Annotated in this window: 17 protein-coding genes; all 17 read left to right on the top strand. The window is 45.2% G+C overall.

The window, feature by feature from the left end; translation table 11 throughout:
• Window positions 1-8: 8 nt before the first annotated feature.
• The 17 genes from rpoC (at window position 9) to rpsQ (ending at window position 14179) form a co-directional block, all read left to right on the top strand.
• Window positions 9-3623 carry a DNA-directed RNA polymerase subunit beta' gene (gene rpoC / locus MHI06_RS26230; RefSeq protein ID WP_169483041.1) on the top strand — a complete coding sequence of 1205 codons (3615 nt, stop codon included), beginning with the start codon at window positions 9-11 and terminating at the stop codon, window positions 3621-3623.
• Between the two features lie 206 nt (window positions 3624-3829).
• Complete coding sequence (locus tag MHI06_RS26225; RefSeq protein ID WP_169483042.1) at window positions 3830-4081, top strand: ribosomal L7Ae/L30e/S12e/Gadd45 family protein; 252 nt, start codon at window positions 3830-3832, stop codon at window positions 4079-4081.
• A gap of 149 nt (window positions 4082-4230) precedes the next feature.
• On the top strand, window positions 4231-4653 hold the full coding sequence (rpsL, locus tag MHI06_RS26220) for a 30S ribosomal protein S12 (protein WP_017692070.1): 423 nt from the start codon (window positions 4231-4233) through the stop codon (window positions 4651-4653).
• A gap of 87 nt (window positions 4654-4740) precedes the next feature.
• On the top strand, window positions 4741-5211 hold the full coding sequence (gene rpsG / locus MHI06_RS26215; protein ID WP_017692071.1) for a 30S ribosomal protein S7: 471 nt from the start codon (window positions 4741-4743) through the stop codon (window positions 5209-5211).
• A 49-nt stretch (window positions 5212-5260) separates the two neighbouring features.
• Window positions 5261-7339 carry an elongation factor G gene (gene fusA, locus MHI06_RS26210; RefSeq protein ID WP_169483043.1) on the top strand — a complete coding sequence of 693 codons (2079 nt, stop codon included), beginning with the start codon at window positions 5261-5263 and terminating at the stop codon, window positions 7337-7339.
• Window positions 7340-7434: 95 nt separating this feature from the next.
• On the top strand, window positions 7435-8625 hold the full coding sequence (gene tuf, locus MHI06_RS26205) for an elongation factor Tu (protein WP_024633588.1): 1191 nt from the start codon (window positions 7435-7437) through the stop codon (window positions 8623-8625).
• 437 nt (window positions 8626-9062) lie between these two features.
• Window positions 9063-9371: a 30S ribosomal protein S10 gene (gene rpsJ, locus MHI06_RS26200; RefSeq protein WP_017692074.1), complete on the top strand. Its 309-nt coding sequence runs from the start codon at window positions 9063-9065 to the stop codon at window positions 9369-9371.
• A 46-nt stretch (window positions 9372-9417) separates the two neighbouring features.
• Entirely contained in the window at window positions 9418-10041 is a 624-nt protein-coding gene (gene rplC, locus MHI06_RS26195; protein WP_169483044.1) for a 50S ribosomal protein L3, read from the top strand.
• A 25-nt stretch (window positions 10042-10066) separates the two neighbouring features.
• Window positions 10067-10690, top strand: a complete 624-nt coding sequence (rplD, locus tag MHI06_RS26190; protein ID WP_169483045.1) for a 50S ribosomal protein L4 — start codon at window positions 10067-10069, stop codon at window positions 10688-10690.
• Window positions 10690-10980 carry a 50S ribosomal protein L23 gene (gene rplW / locus MHI06_RS26185; protein ID WP_017692077.1) on the top strand — a complete coding sequence of 97 codons (291 nt, stop codon included), beginning with the start codon at window positions 10690-10692 and terminating at the stop codon, window positions 10978-10980. Before rplD ends, rplW begins: the two co-directional genes overlap by 1 nt.
• A 30-nt stretch (window positions 10981-11010) precedes the next feature.
• Window positions 11011-11841: a 50S ribosomal protein L2 gene (gene rplB / locus MHI06_RS26180; protein WP_017692078.1), complete on the top strand. Its 831-nt coding sequence runs from the start codon at window positions 11011-11013 to the stop codon at window positions 11839-11841.
• Between the two features lie 71 nt (window positions 11842-11912).
• A complete protein-coding gene (rpsS, locus tag MHI06_RS26175) occupies window positions 11913-12191 on the top strand; it encodes a 30S ribosomal protein S19 (protein WP_062836183.1) in 279 nt (92 codons plus the stop codon).
• Window positions 12192-12226: 35 nt separating this feature from the next.
• Entirely contained in the window at window positions 12227-12559 is a 333-nt protein-coding gene (rplV, locus tag MHI06_RS26170; protein WP_024633583.1) for a 50S ribosomal protein L22, read from the top strand.
• 15 nt (window positions 12560-12574) lie between these two features.
• Window positions 12575-13240, top strand: a complete 666-nt coding sequence (gene rpsC / locus MHI06_RS26165) for a 30S ribosomal protein S3 (RefSeq protein ID WP_036607182.1) — start codon at window positions 12575-12577, stop codon at window positions 13238-13240.
• A 2-nt stretch (window positions 13241-13242) separates the two neighbouring features.
• On the top strand, window positions 13243-13677 hold the full coding sequence (rplP, locus tag MHI06_RS26160) for a 50S ribosomal protein L16 (RefSeq protein WP_169483046.1): 435 nt from the start codon (window positions 13243-13245) through the stop codon (window positions 13675-13677).
• The gene (gene rpmC / locus MHI06_RS26155; RefSeq protein ID WP_017692083.1) at window positions 13667-13864 is read left to right on the top strand and encodes a 50S ribosomal protein L29; all 198 of its coding nucleotides are present in this window, start codon (window positions 13667-13669) and stop codon (window positions 13862-13864) included. Before rplP ends, rpmC begins: the two co-directional genes overlap by 11 nt.
• Before the next feature lie 48 nt (window positions 13865-13912).
• Entirely contained in the window at window positions 13913-14179 is a 267-nt protein-coding gene (rpsQ, locus tag MHI06_RS26150) for a 30S ribosomal protein S17 (protein ID WP_017692084.1), read from the top strand.
• The last annotated feature ends 22 nt before the right edge of the window (window positions 14180-14201 follow it).

The following is a 14201-nucleotide window of genomic DNA, read 5'->3' as shown; positions in this document are numbered from 1 at the left end:
GTTGCTCCTTGTTGGACGTCAACAATTTCGAATACATGAAGATCGGGCTTGCTTCCCCAGAGAAAATTCGTTCTTGGTCCCGCGGAGAAGTGAAAAAACCGGAAACGATCAACTATCGTACGTTGAAACCGGAAAAAGAAGGGCTGTTCTGCGAAAAGATTTTTGGCCCTACAAAAGACTGGGAATGTCATTGCGGTAAATACAAACGCGTCCGTTATAAAGGCGTTGTCTGTGATCGTTGTGGCGTTGAAGTAACACGTGCGAAAGTACGCCGCGAACGGATGGGCCATATTGAGCTCGCTGCTCCGGTATCGCATATCTGGTACTTCAAAGGTATTCCGAGCCGTATGGGTCTTGCGCTGGATATGTCTCCAAGATCACTCGAAGAGATTATTTATTTTGCATCATATGTTGTAACTGATCCAGGAGAAACTCCACTGGAGAAAAAACAACTGTTGTCCGAGAAAGAATATCGCAGCTACCGTGAAAAATACGGATATGGTTTCCAAGCTGGCATGGGCGCAGAAGCGGTTAAAAAACTGCTTCAAGACCTTGATGTAGATAAAGAGCTTGAATTCCTGAAGGAAGAGCTCCGCACTGCACAAGGACAACGTCGTAATCGTGCGATCAAACGTCTGGAAGTTATCGAAGCTTTCCGCAACTCAGGCAACAAGCCAGAGTGGATGATCATGGATGTACTTCCAGTTATCCCGCCGGAACTTCGCCCAATGGTACAACTGGATGGTGGACGTTTTGCAACGTCTGACCTGAATGACCTGTATCGCCGTGTGATTAACCGGAACAACCGTCTGAAACGTCTGCTTGATCTGGGCGCGCCAGATATTATCGTGCAAAATGAAAAACGGATGTTACAGGAAGCTGTTGACGCATTGATCGATAATGGCCGTCGCGGACGCCCGGTAACGGGTCCTGGTAACCGTCCTTTGAAATCCCTCAGCCACATGCTGAAAGGTAAACAAGGACGTTTCCGTCAGAACTTGCTCGGTAAACGGGTTGACTATTCTGGTCGTTCCGTTATCGTTGTCGGACCTTACCTGAAAATGTATCAGTGTGGTCTGCCAAAAGATATGGCACTTGAATTGTTCAAGCCTTTCGTTATGAAAGAGCTTGTAAATAAAGGGCTTGCCCACAACATCAAGAGCGCGAAACGTAAAGTTGAGCGTGTAAGTCCTGAAGTATGGGATGTTCTTGAAGAAGTAATCAAGGAGCATCCGGTTCTGTTGAACCGTGCCCCTACGCTTCATAGACTCGGTATTCAAGCATTTGAACCGATTCTCGTTGAAGGTAAAGCAATTCGTCTTCACCCGCTCGTATGTACGGCATACAATGCCGATTTTGACGGTGACCAAATGGCTGTGCACGTTCCGTTGTCCGCTGAAGCTCAAGCGGAAGCACGTATCCTGATGCTCGCATCAGGTAACATTTTGAACCCGAAAGACGGTAAACCGGTTGTTACTCCTTCCCAAGATATGGTGCTTGGTTCTTACTACCTCACTATGGACAACAAGGAAGAAAAGGGCACAGGTATGATCCTGCGTACAGTTAACGAAGCTGTATCAGCATACCAACGTGGTACTGCTGGTCTGCATGCGCGTGTTGCTATTCCGGTTAAGGCGCTTGGTAAAACAAGCTTCACGGAAGAACAGCAAGAAGGAATGTTGCTGACAACTGTTGGTAAAATTATCTTTAATGAAATTTTCCCGGCAAGCTTCCCGTATATCAATGATGCGACTCGTTCGAACCTATACCAAGGTACTGCAGATCACTCATTTGTATATGAAAAAGGTGCTGATCTTAGAGAAGCTATTATGAATGCTCCTCTGGCTGGCGGTGTTGGTAAAGAATACCTCGGCTCCATCATTGCACGTTGTTTTGAAATCTATCACACAACGGAAACAGCCGTTATTTTGGATAAAATCAAACAACTTGGATTCACATACTCTACTCGTGCCGGTATTACGGTTGCGGTATCTGATGTTATCGTTCCGCCTGAGAAGTTTGAAATTCTTAGACAGTCTGAGGAAAAAGCACAAATCGTTACGAATCAGTACCGTCGTGGTCTGATTACGAATGAAGAGCGCTATGACCGTATCATTGATATCTGGTCGAAATCCAAAGATGACATCACTGAGATTCTGATGAAGTCCATGGATCGATACAACTCGATCATGATGATGGTAGACTCCAAAGCACGGGGTAACAAATCGCAAATCACCCAATTGGGCGGTATGCGTGGTCTGATGGCCAACCCATCCGGTCGAATTATCGAACTCCCAATCAAATCGAACTTCCGTGAAGGTCTGACAGTACTCGAGTACTTTATCTCCACTCACGGAGCGCGTAAAGGTTTGGCGGATACAGCCCTGCGTACAGCCGATTCAGGTTACCTGACTCGTCGTCTCGTAGACGTAGCCCAAGACGTTATCGTGCGTGATGATGATTGTGGTACAGATAAAGGATTTACGGTAAGTCGTATCCAAGATGGTAAAGAGGTTATTGAAGATCTCTATGACCGTATTGAAGGCAGATACTGTTTCGAGACTCTTCGTCATCCGGAAACGAAAGAAATCATTGTAGGTCGCAATGAATTGATTGACTCCGACAAAGCAGAAGCGATCATCGAAGCAGGCATCACCAAATTGCAAATCCGCTCCGTACTCAGCTGCCGTGCTAGTCATGGTGTCTGCAAGAAGTGCTACGGTCGCAACCTGGCGACTGGTAAACACGTGGAGATTGGTGAAGCGGTTGGTATTATCGCAGCACAGTCCATTGGTGAGCCAGGAACACAGCTTACAATGCGTACATTCCACACCGGTGGTGTAGCCGGAGACGATATTACGCAAGGTTTGCCACGTATCCAGGAGTTGTTTGAAGCTCGTAATCCTAAGGGTCAAGCAACGATCAGTGAAATCGATGGTGTGGTTAAAGAGATTCGCGAAGCGAAAGATCGTCGTGAAATCGAAATTCAAGGTGAAGCGGAATCCAAAGTATACGCCGTTACCTACGGTTCCCGTGTGCGCGTAAGCGAAGGCGCGGAAGTTGAAGCGGGTGACGAGTTGACAGACGGTTCCATTGATCCAAAAGAAATGCTGCGGATTAAAGGCATACGTGGTGTACAAAACTACATTCTGCAGGAAGTACAACGCGTATATCGTAACCAAGGCGTAGAAATTAACGATAAGCACGTTGAAGTTATGATCCGTCAAATGCTGCGTAAAATCCGTATCGTAGATGCAGGAGATACAACGTTGTTGCCAGGATCGTTCGTGGATATGCATGAGTACGAAAGAGCTAACAAAATTGCGATTCTTAGTGATAAAGAGCCGGCGGTTGCAAAACCAATCCTGCTCGGTATTACGAAAGCATCCCTGGAAACAGACTCCTTCCTCTCGGCGGCTTCGTTCCAAGAAACTACACGTGTATTGACAGATGCAGCGATCAAAGGTAAAGTCGATCAGTTGCTCGGTCTGAAGGAAAATGTAATCATCGGTAAATTGATTCCTGCTGGTACAGGTATGCACCGTTACCGCAGCATCAAATTTGCTGAGCCAGAAGATGGCCAATCTTCAGTAGAAGAACTTGAGCCAGTTTCGGTTGATTAAATAGATTGCTCCTTATTTAGAGGGGATTGAAAGTTTTGTGCCTCAGGAGACGGACGTTTGTATGATACAGACGGACGGATCCTGATGTACGTAAACTTTTTAAAAAATGTTTTAGGATTAGCATTGACAATGCTTGCGCTAGATGCTAATATATCAAAGGTGCGTGGGCAGCTGATTGTACTTGGTTCTATTCGGAGGAATGCACAATGTCTAATGAAAAAGCCTTGCAAGATGCTCATGTCAAAATTGGTTCCAAACAGACCATGCGGATGGTGCAGACAGGTATGGCTTCTGAAGTCTATGTCGCAGAAGATAGTGATCCGCAGCTTACTTCCAAAATCATTGCTTTGTGTGAACAACACAATGTGAAATGCACGAAAGTGGATACAATGAAAAATCTCGGCAAGGCTTGCGGGATTGGAGTAGGAGCAGCTATGGCTGCTGTCGTAAAATCATAGAGTAAGGAACGTTTTTGTCCGAGAACTTTTAAGGATTCTCCAAGGCAAAAACTTTTCATTTGTCTTTTTATGAACCGCCTGGGTCTGTGGACTTAGCGAAAGAGGTTTATAAAGAAACATGAATATTTGAGGAAGGGGGTGGCAATCACATGCCAACTATTAATCAACTGGTTCGTAAAGGACGTCAAGCAAAAGTTGAGAAGTCAAAATCTCCAGCTTTGCAAAAAGGATTCAACGCTTTGAAACGTGAATCTACTAACATCAGTGCCCCACAAAAACGTGGTGTCTGCACTCGTGTAGGTACAATGACTCCACGTAAACCAAACTCTGCACTTCGTAAGTATGCCCGTGTTCGTTTGACGAACCGTCTCGAGGTTACTGCTTATATCCCGGGAATCGGACATAACCTTCAAGAACACAGTGTGGTATTGATCCGCGGAGGTAAAGTTAAAGACCTTGCAGGAGTTCGTTATCACATCGTTCGTGGAGCTCTCGATACTGCAGGCGTGAACAACCGTATGCAAGCTCGTTCGAAATACGGTGCTAAACGTCCAAAAGCTAAAAAAGCCTAAACTATTATAAGCAGTTAGCCTGAAAGCCTTCTGGTCTAAGTCTGGAAGGTACAGGATCTGCTGAACAAGAAAGAAAGGGGGATATCCATGCCACGCAAAGGTCCAGTTACGAAAAGAGACGTTCTGCCTGATCCGTTGTATAACAGCAAGTTGGTTACTCGTTTAATCAACCGCATCATGATCGGCGGAAAACGCGGTGTTGCTCAAAGCATTCTGTATAATGCGTTCAAGTTGATTCAAGAACGTACGGGTAATGACCCTATGGAAGTATTTGAAGCAGCAATCAAGAACATCATGCCAGTCCTGGAAGTTAAAGCTCGCCGTGTCGGCGGTGCCAACTACCAAGTACCAATCGAGGTGAAACCAGAGAGACGTACTGCTCTGGGATTACGTTGGCTCGTGAACTACTCCCGCAACCGCGGTGAGAAAACAATGGAAGAGCGTTTGGCGGCTGAGATCATCGACGCTTCCAACAACACAGGCGCTTCCGTTAAAAAACGTGAAGATACGCACAAAATGGCTGAAGCGAACAAAGCGTTTGCTCACTACCGTTGGTAGGATTCAGTTCACAATAAAAAAACTTCAATTTTGAAGGGAGACCCATTTCATGGCTAGAGAGTTCTCCTTGAAAAATACACGTAATATCGGGATCATGGCTCATATTGATGCGGGTAAAACCACTACAACTGAGCGGATCTTGTTCTACACAGGACGTACGCACAAAATCGGTGAAGTTCACGAAGGCGCTGCGACAATGGACTGGATGGAACAAGAGCAGGAGCGCGGAATTACGATTACTTCCGCTGCTACTACCGCTGCTTGGAAGGGCCACCGCGTTAATATTATTGATACCCCGGGACACGTTGACTTCACTGTTGAAGTTGAACGTTCCCTTCGTGTATTGGACGGAGCAGTTGGTGTATTCAGTGCGAAAGAAGGCGTTGAGCCTCAGTCCGAAACCGTATGGAGACAGGCTGACAAGTACGGCGTACCTCGTATCGCATATGTAAACAAAATGGATATCATCGGTGCTGACTTCCTGAACGTTGTATCTGACATGCGTGATCGCCTTCAAGCGAACGCTGTTGCGATTCAACTTCCAATCGGCGCTGAAAATGATTTCAAAGGCATCATCGATATCGTTGCTCAAAAGGCTCATATGTACAAAGATGACCTGGGACAAGATATCGAAGAAGTCGAAATTCCTGCGGAATTTGCAGATCAAGTTGAAGAACTTCGCAACGAGCTGATTGAGCGTGTTGCTGAACTGGACGAAGATTTGACAATGAAATACCTGGAAGGCGAAGAGATCACAATTGATGAGATCAAAACCGTACTCCGTAAAGGTGTTGTAGATGTTAAGATTTTCCCAGTTATCTGTGGATCCTCATACCGTAACAAAGGTGTTCAACTGATGTTGGATGCTGTTATCGACTACTTGCCAGCTCCAACAGATGTTGCTTCGATCACGGGACATCTTGAAGATGGAACTGAAGCAATTCGTAAGTCATCCGATGAAGAGCCATTCTCTGCATTGGCATTCAAAATTATGACAGACCCTTACGTTGGTAAATTGACATTCTTCCGCGTATACTCCGGTGTTCTTCAATCCGGATCATATGTATTGAATGCCACTAAAAACAAGCGTGAGCGTATCGGTCGTATCCTTCAAATGCATGCGAACAGTCGTCAAGAAATCACTGTAGTTTACTCCGGTGATATTGCAGCTGCCGTAGGTTTGAAAGATACGGGTACAGGTGATACACTATGTGATGAGAAATATCCGGTTATCTTGGAGTCAATGAACTTCCCTGATCCGGTTATCGAAATCGCTGTTGAACCTAAAACCAAAGCTGACCAGGATAAACTGGGTGTTGCTCTCGGTAAGTTGACTGAAGAGGATCCTACTCTTCGTGCTCATACTGACGAAGAAACAGGCCAAACGATCTTGGCAGGTATGGGTGAGCTTCACCTTGATATCATCATCGACCGTATGCGTCGTGAGTTCAAGGTTGAAACTACTGTGGGTAAACCACAAGTAGCTTACCGTGAAACATTCCGTGCTCCAGCGCGCGTTGAAGGTAAATTCGTACGTCAATCCGGTGGTCGTGGTCAATACGGTCACGTATGGGTTGAATTCGAACCTCTCGAGCCGGGTACAGGCAGCCAGTTCGAAAGTAAGGTTGTCGGTGGTTCGGTTCCAAGAGAATACATTCAACCTGCACTGTCAGGGATTGAAGAGCAAATGAAAAATGGCGTTATTGCAGGCTTCCCGCTTGTAGACGTTAAGGCTACAATTGTAGACGGATCTTACCATGATGTCGATTCCAATGAGATGGCATTTAAAATTGCCGGATCTATGGCGCTTAAAGCGGCTAAAGACAAGTGTAAACCAGTTCTGCTTGAGCCTATCATGAAAGTAGAAGTAACAGTTCCAGAAGAGTACATGGGTGACGTAATGGGTATGTTGAACTCCCGTCGTGGCCGCATCGAAGGTATGGATTCCCGTAGTGGAGCTCAAATCATCCGTGCTAAGGTACCTTTGTCTGAAATGTTTGGTTACTCTACGACTCTTCGTTCCGGTACTCAAGGACGCGGCGTATTCTCCATGGAACTCTCTCACTATGAAGAAGTTCCTAAGAGCATTGCTGAAGAAATCGTTGCTAAAACAAAAGGCACCGAGTAGTTTTCTCACACTGGATGTAAGTGCATAAGAATTCATTTCGGAGCACTTCATTCAGTGAAAACATAAAATTATAATTTTAAGGAGGCCACGTTCAAATGGCAAAGGCTAAATACGAACGTAATAAACCCCACGTTAACATCGGTACGATCGGTCACGTCGATCACGGTAAAACAACACTGACTGCTGCAATCACAACTGTATTGTCCAAAACTTACGGTGGTGCAGCAATTGCATTCGATCAAATCGATAAAGCTCCAGAAGAGCGCGAGCGCGGTATCACAATCTCCACATCACACGTTGAGTACGAAACTGACACTCGTCACTACGCTCACGTAGACTGCCCGGGTCACGCCGACTATGTTAAAAACATGATCACTGGCGCGGCACAAATGGACGGAGCTATCTTGGTAGTATCCGCAGCTGATGGTCCAATGCCACAAACTCGTGAGCATATCTTGCTCTCCCGTCAAGTAGGCGTACCTTACATCGTTGTATTCTTGAACAAATGCGACATGGTTGAAGACGAAGAGTTGTTGGAATTGGTTGAGATGGAAGTTCGCGACCTTCTTAACGAATATGAGTTCCCAGGTGATGATACTCCAATCACTCGTGGATCCGCTCGTGAAGCTCTGCAAAACCCTGATGGTGAGTGGGCTCAAAAAATCGTTGAGATGTTCAAAGAGATCGACACTTACATCCCATTGCCTGAGCGTCAAACTGACAAGCCTTTCTTGATGCCTGTCGAGGACGTATTCTCCATCACTGGTCGTGGTACTGTTGCTACTGGCCGTGTAGAGCGTGGTACTGTTAAAGTCGGCGAAGAGATCGAAATCGTTGGTATTACTGAAGAAACTAAAAAATCCGTAGTTACGGGCGTAGAAATGTTCCGTAAATTGTTGGATTCCGCTCAAGCGGGCGACAACATCGGTGCATTGTTGCGTGGTGTTGACCGTACTCAAATCGAGCGTGGTCAAGTACTTGCGAAACCAGGTTCTGTTAAGCCACACACAGAATTCACTGCACAAATCTACGTTTTGACTAAAGAAGAGGGTGGCCGTCATAAGCCTTTCTTCACAGGATACCGTCCACAGTTCTACTTCCGTACAACTGACGTAACAGGCATCATCAACTTGCCTGAAGGTACTGAAATGGTAATGCCTGGTGATAACATCACTGTTACTGTTTCTCTGATCTCCCCAATCGCGATTGAAGAAGGAACTAAGTTCTCCATTCGTGAAGGCGGACGTACAGTAGGTGCCGGTTCCGTAGCATCGATCCAAAAATAATTCGGCTTAACGCTGAATAAAGCATATGCAACAGTGTACTGGAAACGAGTAACATTGTACTGTAACGAAGCTTCGGAAGAGTTCTTTATCCGACATCGGATAAAGAACTCTTTTATTATGTGTAAAGTTTCGGAACCTGCGTCATACGAAATGAACATCATTTACAAGAATAGAAGGATCGGTAAGGCAGCCTGGATATTGAAGATAACACTGCAATAAACGAAGTCATTTCATCAGAAAAGATTAGTTTAAATGTTTTTCTTAAATATGCTTGCAATAAGCCCATCTTTTCTATATAATAATGAATGTTGTTCTGTGACGTTGCGATGATGTGAGAGGTTACTGGCACACCCGGCCCCTTTGCCATGGGACAGTGGCTAGAAAATTTTCACGGAGTATGTCCGATAAAAAATTGGGCGATAGAAGGAGGGACTAAAATGGCAAAGCAAAAAATTCGTATTCGTTTGAAAGCTTACGACCACAGAATTCTTGATCAATCCGCGGAGAAAATTGTTGAAACAGCAAAACGTTCGGGTGCAGGTGTATCCGGTCCGATTCCGCTTCCTACTGAAAAACAAATCATTACTATTCTTCGTGCGGTGCACAAGTACAAGGATTCTCGGGAACAATTCGAACAACGCACACATAAGCGTTTGATCGACATCGTTAACCCGACTCCACAAACTGTGGATGCCTTGATGCGCTTGGATCTGCCGTCCGGTGTAGATATCGAAATTAAATTGTAATACAAGCTACAACAAAGACCATGTATAAAGGAAAAGAGGTGTCAACATGAAAGCAATCTTAGGAAAAAAACTCGGAATGACTCAAGTATTTACTCCTGAAGGTAACGTTGTTCCAGTAACGGTTATCGAAGCGGGCCCTTGTGTTGTTTTGCAAAAGAAAGACATTGAGAACGATGGCTACGAAGCAATTCAAATCGGTTACTCCGATAAGAAAGAGAAAAATGCTAACAAGCCAGAAGCAGGTCACGCTAAAAAAGCGAACACTGCCCCTAAGCGCTACGTTCGTGAAGTTCGCGGTATCAACATCGCAGAATATGAAGTTGGCCAAGAACTGAAAGCTGACATTTTCGCTGAAGGCGAATTCGTTGACGTAACGGGTATTTCTAAAGGTAAAGGTTTTGCCGGCGTTATCAAACGTTGGGGACAAAGCACTGGACCTATGTCACACGGTTCGCGTTACCACCGTGGCCCTGGTTCAATGGGTTCGATCCAAGCTAACCGAGTTCCTAAAGGCAAACGCCTGCCAGGACACATGGGACATGATACAGTTACAATTCAACGTCTTGAAGTAGTTAAAGTAGACGCTGAGCGTAACGTGTTGCTCGTGAAAGGTTCCATTCCTGGACCGAAAAACAGTCTCATTAGAGTTAAACAAACGGTGAAAAAATAACCACTGAAGAAAGGAGGAACACAAAATGCCAAAAGTATCAGTTTACAATGTAGATGGTAGCCAAGTAGGCGAAGTTGAATTGAACGATGCGGTTTTCGGAATTGAGCCGAACCAACACGTTCTGTACGATGCAGTTCTTATGCAACGCGCTTCCCTTCGTCAAGGTACCCACAAAGTAAAAGGACGTTCTGAAGTACGTGGCGGTGGACGTAAACCTTGGAAACAAAAAGGTACAGGTCGCGCTCGTCAAGGTTCGATTCGTTCACCACAATGGAAAGGCGGCGGTATCGTATTTGGTCCGACACCACGGAGCTATGCGTATAAACTGCCTAAGAAAGTTCGCCGCTTGGCGATCAAATCAGCCCTTTCATCTAAAGTGCTTGACAATGACATTATCGTTTTGGACGCTCTCACGTTGAGCTCACCTAAAACTAAAGAATTTGCAGCCATCTTGAGTAACCTCAAAGTGGGACGTAAAGCTTTGATCGTAGCTCCTAGCTATGATGATAATGTAGCTCTTTCCGCACGGAATATTCCAGGCGTGAAATTCGTAGCTGCTGACGGCATTAATGTTCTTGACGTGCTTTCGCACGACAAACTGATCATTACGAAAGAAGCAGTTCAGAAGGTAGAGGAGGTGCTCGCGTAATGAAAGATCCTCGTGATATTGTAAAACGTCCGATTATTACGGAACGTACAGCTGACATGATGAATGACTTGAAATATGTATTTGAAGTCGACATCCGTGCAAACAAAACCGAGATCAAGAAAGCCGTAGAAGCTATTTTCAATGTAAAAGTGAAAAACGTGAACACGCTTCGTGTTCCAGCTAAGCCAAAACGGTACGGACGTTATTCCGGATATACTAGCGAATGGAAAAAAGCGTTTGTAACGCTGACAAAAGACAGCAAAACGCTTGAGTTCTTTGAAACTGTATAATTGAATTTTTGAAGTAAGGAGGGAAACCCAGTGCCAATCAAAAAGTATAAACCAACATCCCCGGCAAGACGGAACATGTCCGTTTCTACATTTGAGGAAATCACCACAAATCAGCCGGAGAAATCGTTGTTGGCCCCGTTGAGCAAACAAGCAGGCCGCAACAACCAAGGTAAAATTACAGTTCGTCACCATGGTGGTGGACACAAACGTAAATACCGTATCATCGACTTCAAACGTACTAAAGATGGAATACCGGGCCGCGTTGCTACGATTGAGTATGACCCGAACCGTACATCTAATATCGCTCTGATTCACTATGCTGATGGTGAGAAACGTTACATCATCGCTCCTAAAGGTTTGAAAGTTGGAGATCAAGTGTTCTCCGGACCTGAATCAGACATCAAAATCGGTAACGCTCTGCCACTCGAAAACATTCCAGTAGGTACCGTTATCCACAATATCGAATTGAAACCAGGTAAAGGCGGACAATTGGTTCGTGCTGCTGGTACAGAAGCACAATTGCTTGGTAAAGAAGAAAAATACGTTTCCGTTCGTCTCTCTTCCGGAGAAGTTCGTCGTATTTTGAAAGTTTGCCGCGCAACAATCGGATCTGTTGGTAACCAAGACCACGAGCTCATCAAAATCGGTAAAGCCGGTCGTAGCCGTTGGTTGGGTAAACGTCCTGAGGTTCGTGGTGTAGTAATGAACCCTAACGATCACCCACACGGTGGTGGTGAAGGTCGTGCTCCAATCGGACGTAAATCGCCAATGTCACCATGGGGTAAACCTACTCTTGGTTACAAAACGCGTAAGAAAAATAAAGCTTCTGATAAATACATCATTCGCCGCCGCACGAAGTAATACACACTGTGCATAACTTCGTGAGGCATCTGCGGATGCATAATAGCTACGTTTGAAGGGAGGATCTCCACATGGGTCGCAGTTTGAAAAAAGGGCCATTCATTGATGGCTACATGCTCAAAAAGGTAGAAGAGATGGAAGCTTCAGGTAAGAAGAACGTAATCAAAACCTGGTCCCGTCGTTCTACAATTTTCCCACAATTCATCGGACACACATTTGGCGTTTACGATGGTCGTAAGCACGTGCCAGTGTATGTAACTGAGGACATGGTCGGACACAAACTGGGTGAGTTCGCTCCAACCCGTACGTACAAAGGCCATACTGATGATGATAAGAAAACAAGAAGATAAATGAACATCTTTAATGTTTGAGAGGAGGTTACACAATGGAAGCAAAAGCACATGCTAAGTTTATTCGGATTGCTCCTCGTAAAGTTCAACTCGTTGTTGACTTGATTCGCGGCAAGCAAGTAGGTGAGGCGGTTGCCATTCTCCGTCACACTCCGAAATCCGCTTCTCCTATCGTTGAGAAGTTGCTTAACTCCGCTATTGCGAATGCGGAACATAACTATTCTTTGGATGTTAATAACTTGGTTATCTCGCAAGCTTACGTGAACCAAGGACCGACAATGAAACGTTTCCGCCCTCGTGCAATGGGACGTGCAAGTCGTATTAACAAACGTACTAGCCACATCACTTTGGTGGTATCTGAGAAGTAGAAGGAGGGGAAATGTGTGGGCCAAAAGGTAAATCCAGTCGGACTCCGTGTCGGAATTATCCGTGACTGGGAATCTAAGTGGTATGCAGGCAAAGACTTCGGTGATCTTTTGATGGAAGACGTGAGAATTCGTGAATTCCTGAAAAATAAATTGAAAGACTCCGCTTTATCTCGTGTGGAAATTGAGAGAGCGGCTAACCGCGTAAACGTAACGATTCACACTGCTAAACCAGGTATGGTTATTGGTAAAGGTGGTTCGGAAGTTGAAAATCTTCGTAACCAAATTACGAAAATTGCTGGCGGTAAAAAAGTACACATCAATATCTCTGAGATTAAGAACCAAGATCTGGACGCTGTCCTTGTAGCTGAAAGCATTGCACAACAATTGGAACGTCGTGTTTCTTTCCGTCGTGCTTTGAAACAAGCAATTCAAAGAACTATGCGCTCTGGAGCAAAAGGTATTAAAACTCAAGTAGGCGGACGTCTTGGCGGCGCTGAGATTGCACGTTCTGAAGGCTACAGCGAAGGAACTGTTCCACTGCACACACTGCGTGCTGACATCGATTATGGTACAGCAGAGGCTCATACTACTTACGGACTTATCGGCGTAAAAGTATGGATCTATCGTGGAGAGGTTCTTCCTACGGCTAAGAAACAAGCAGCTAAGGAAGGAGGCAACTAATCATGTTGGTACCAAAACGCGTAAAACACCGTAAGCAACAACGTGGACATATGAAAGGCCAAGCTAAAGGCGGAACAACTTTGAACTTCGGCGAATATGGTCTTCAAGCTACGGAACCGGCTTGGATTACGAACCGTCAGATTGAAGCGGCTCGTATTGCAATGACACGTTATATCAAACGTGGTGGTAAAGTTTGGATCAAAATTTTCCCTGACAAACCAGTTACTCAAAAGCCTCTCGAAGTTCGGATGGGTAGCGGTAAAGGTAACGTGGAAAAATGGGTTGCAGTAGTGAAACCTGGTAAGATCATGTTTGAACTTGCTGGTGTACCGGAGGATGTTGCACGCGAAGCAATGCGTCTTGCCGCTCACAAACTGCCAATCAAAACGAAGTTCGTGAAACGTGAAGAAGTGGGTGGTGAAGCAAATGAAAGCTAGTGAATTTCGCAACCTAACCTCTGCTGAAATCGAGCAAAAGATTGCCGGATTTAAAGAAGAACTCTTTAACCTCCGCTTTCAATTAGCTACCGGTCAGCTGGATAACCCGACTCGCATCCGTGATGTGCGGAAAGAAATAGCTCGTGCTAAAACCATTATCCGTGAAAGAGAATTGGGAATCGGTTAATTAGGGATAGGATGGACAATCCGTCCGTAATCAGGAAGGAGGCCAACAATGAGCGAAGAACGTAACGCACGTAAAGTGCAAACCGGTAAAGTGGTCAGCGATAAAATGGACAAAACGATTGTTGTTGCTGTAGAAACTTACAAAAAACACAACTTGTACCATAAACGCATTAAGGTTACTAAAAAATTCAAAGCACATGACGAAGAAAACACTGCGAAAATCGGTGACACGGTGAAAATCATGGAGACTCGTCCGCTTTCGAAAGATAAACGCTGGAGACTTACTGAAATCGTAGAAAAAGCGGTTATCATCTAATGCATCAGCAGCATAGCTGAAA

It is taken from the genome of Paenibacillus sp. FSL H8-0079 (assembly GCF_037991315.1).
Lineage (GTDB): Bacteria > Bacillota > Bacilli > Paenibacillales > Paenibacillaceae > Paenibacillus.
The sequence above is the reverse complement of the archived record's forward strand: the minus strand, read 5'-3'. Positions and strand labels throughout refer to the sequence as shown.

Bases quoted from the DNA above. Each gene is read 5' to 3' on its own strand.
- tuf (WP_024633588.1), top strand. From the start codon at position 7,435: ATGGCAAAGGCTAAATACGAACGTAATAAACCCCACGTTAACATCGGT.
- rpsQ (WP_017692084.1), top strand. From the start codon at position 13,913: ATGAGCGAAGAACGTAACGCACGTAAAGTGCAAACCGGTAAAGTGGTC.
- rpsL (WP_017692070.1), top strand. From the start codon at position 4,231: ATGCCAACTATTAATCAACTGGTTCGTAAAGGACGTCAAGCAAAAGTT.
- rpmC (WP_017692083.1), top strand. From the start codon at position 13,667: ATGAAAGCTAGTGAATTTCGCAACCTAACCTCTGCTGAAATCGAGCAA.
- rplV (WP_024633583.1), top strand. From the start codon at position 12,227: ATGGAAGCAAAAGCACATGCTAAGTTTATTCGGATTGCTCCTCGTAAA.
- rplW (WP_017692077.1), top strand. From the start codon at position 10,690: ATGAAAGATCCTCGTGATATTGTAAAACGTCCGATTATTACGGAACGT.
- rpsJ (WP_017692074.1), top strand. From the start codon at position 9,063: ATGGCAAAGCAAAAAATTCGTATTCGTTTGAAAGCTTACGACCACAGA.
- rpsS (WP_062836183.1), top strand. From the start codon at position 11,913: ATGGGTCGCAGTTTGAAAAAAGGGCCATTCATTGATGGCTACATGCTC.
- rplP (WP_169483046.1), top strand. From the start codon at position 13,243: ATGTTGGTACCAAAACGCGTAAAACACCGTAAGCAACAACGTGGACAT.
- rpsG (WP_017692071.1), top strand. From the start codon at position 4,741: ATGCCACGCAAAGGTCCAGTTACGAAAAGAGACGTTCTGCCTGATCCG.
- fusA (WP_169483043.1), top strand. From the start codon at position 5,261: ATGGCTAGAGAGTTCTCCTTGAAAAATACACGTAATATCGGGATCATG.
- rplC (WP_169483044.1), top strand. From the start codon at position 9,418: ATGAAAGCAATCTTAGGAAAAAAACTCGGAATGACTCAAGTATTTACT.
- rplD (WP_169483045.1), top strand. From the start codon at position 10,067: ATGCCAAAAGTATCAGTTTACAATGTAGATGGTAGCCAAGTAGGCGAA.
- MHI06_RS26225 (WP_169483042.1), top strand. From the start codon at position 3,830: ATGTCTAATGAAAAAGCCTTGCAAGATGCTCATGTCAAAATTGGTTCC.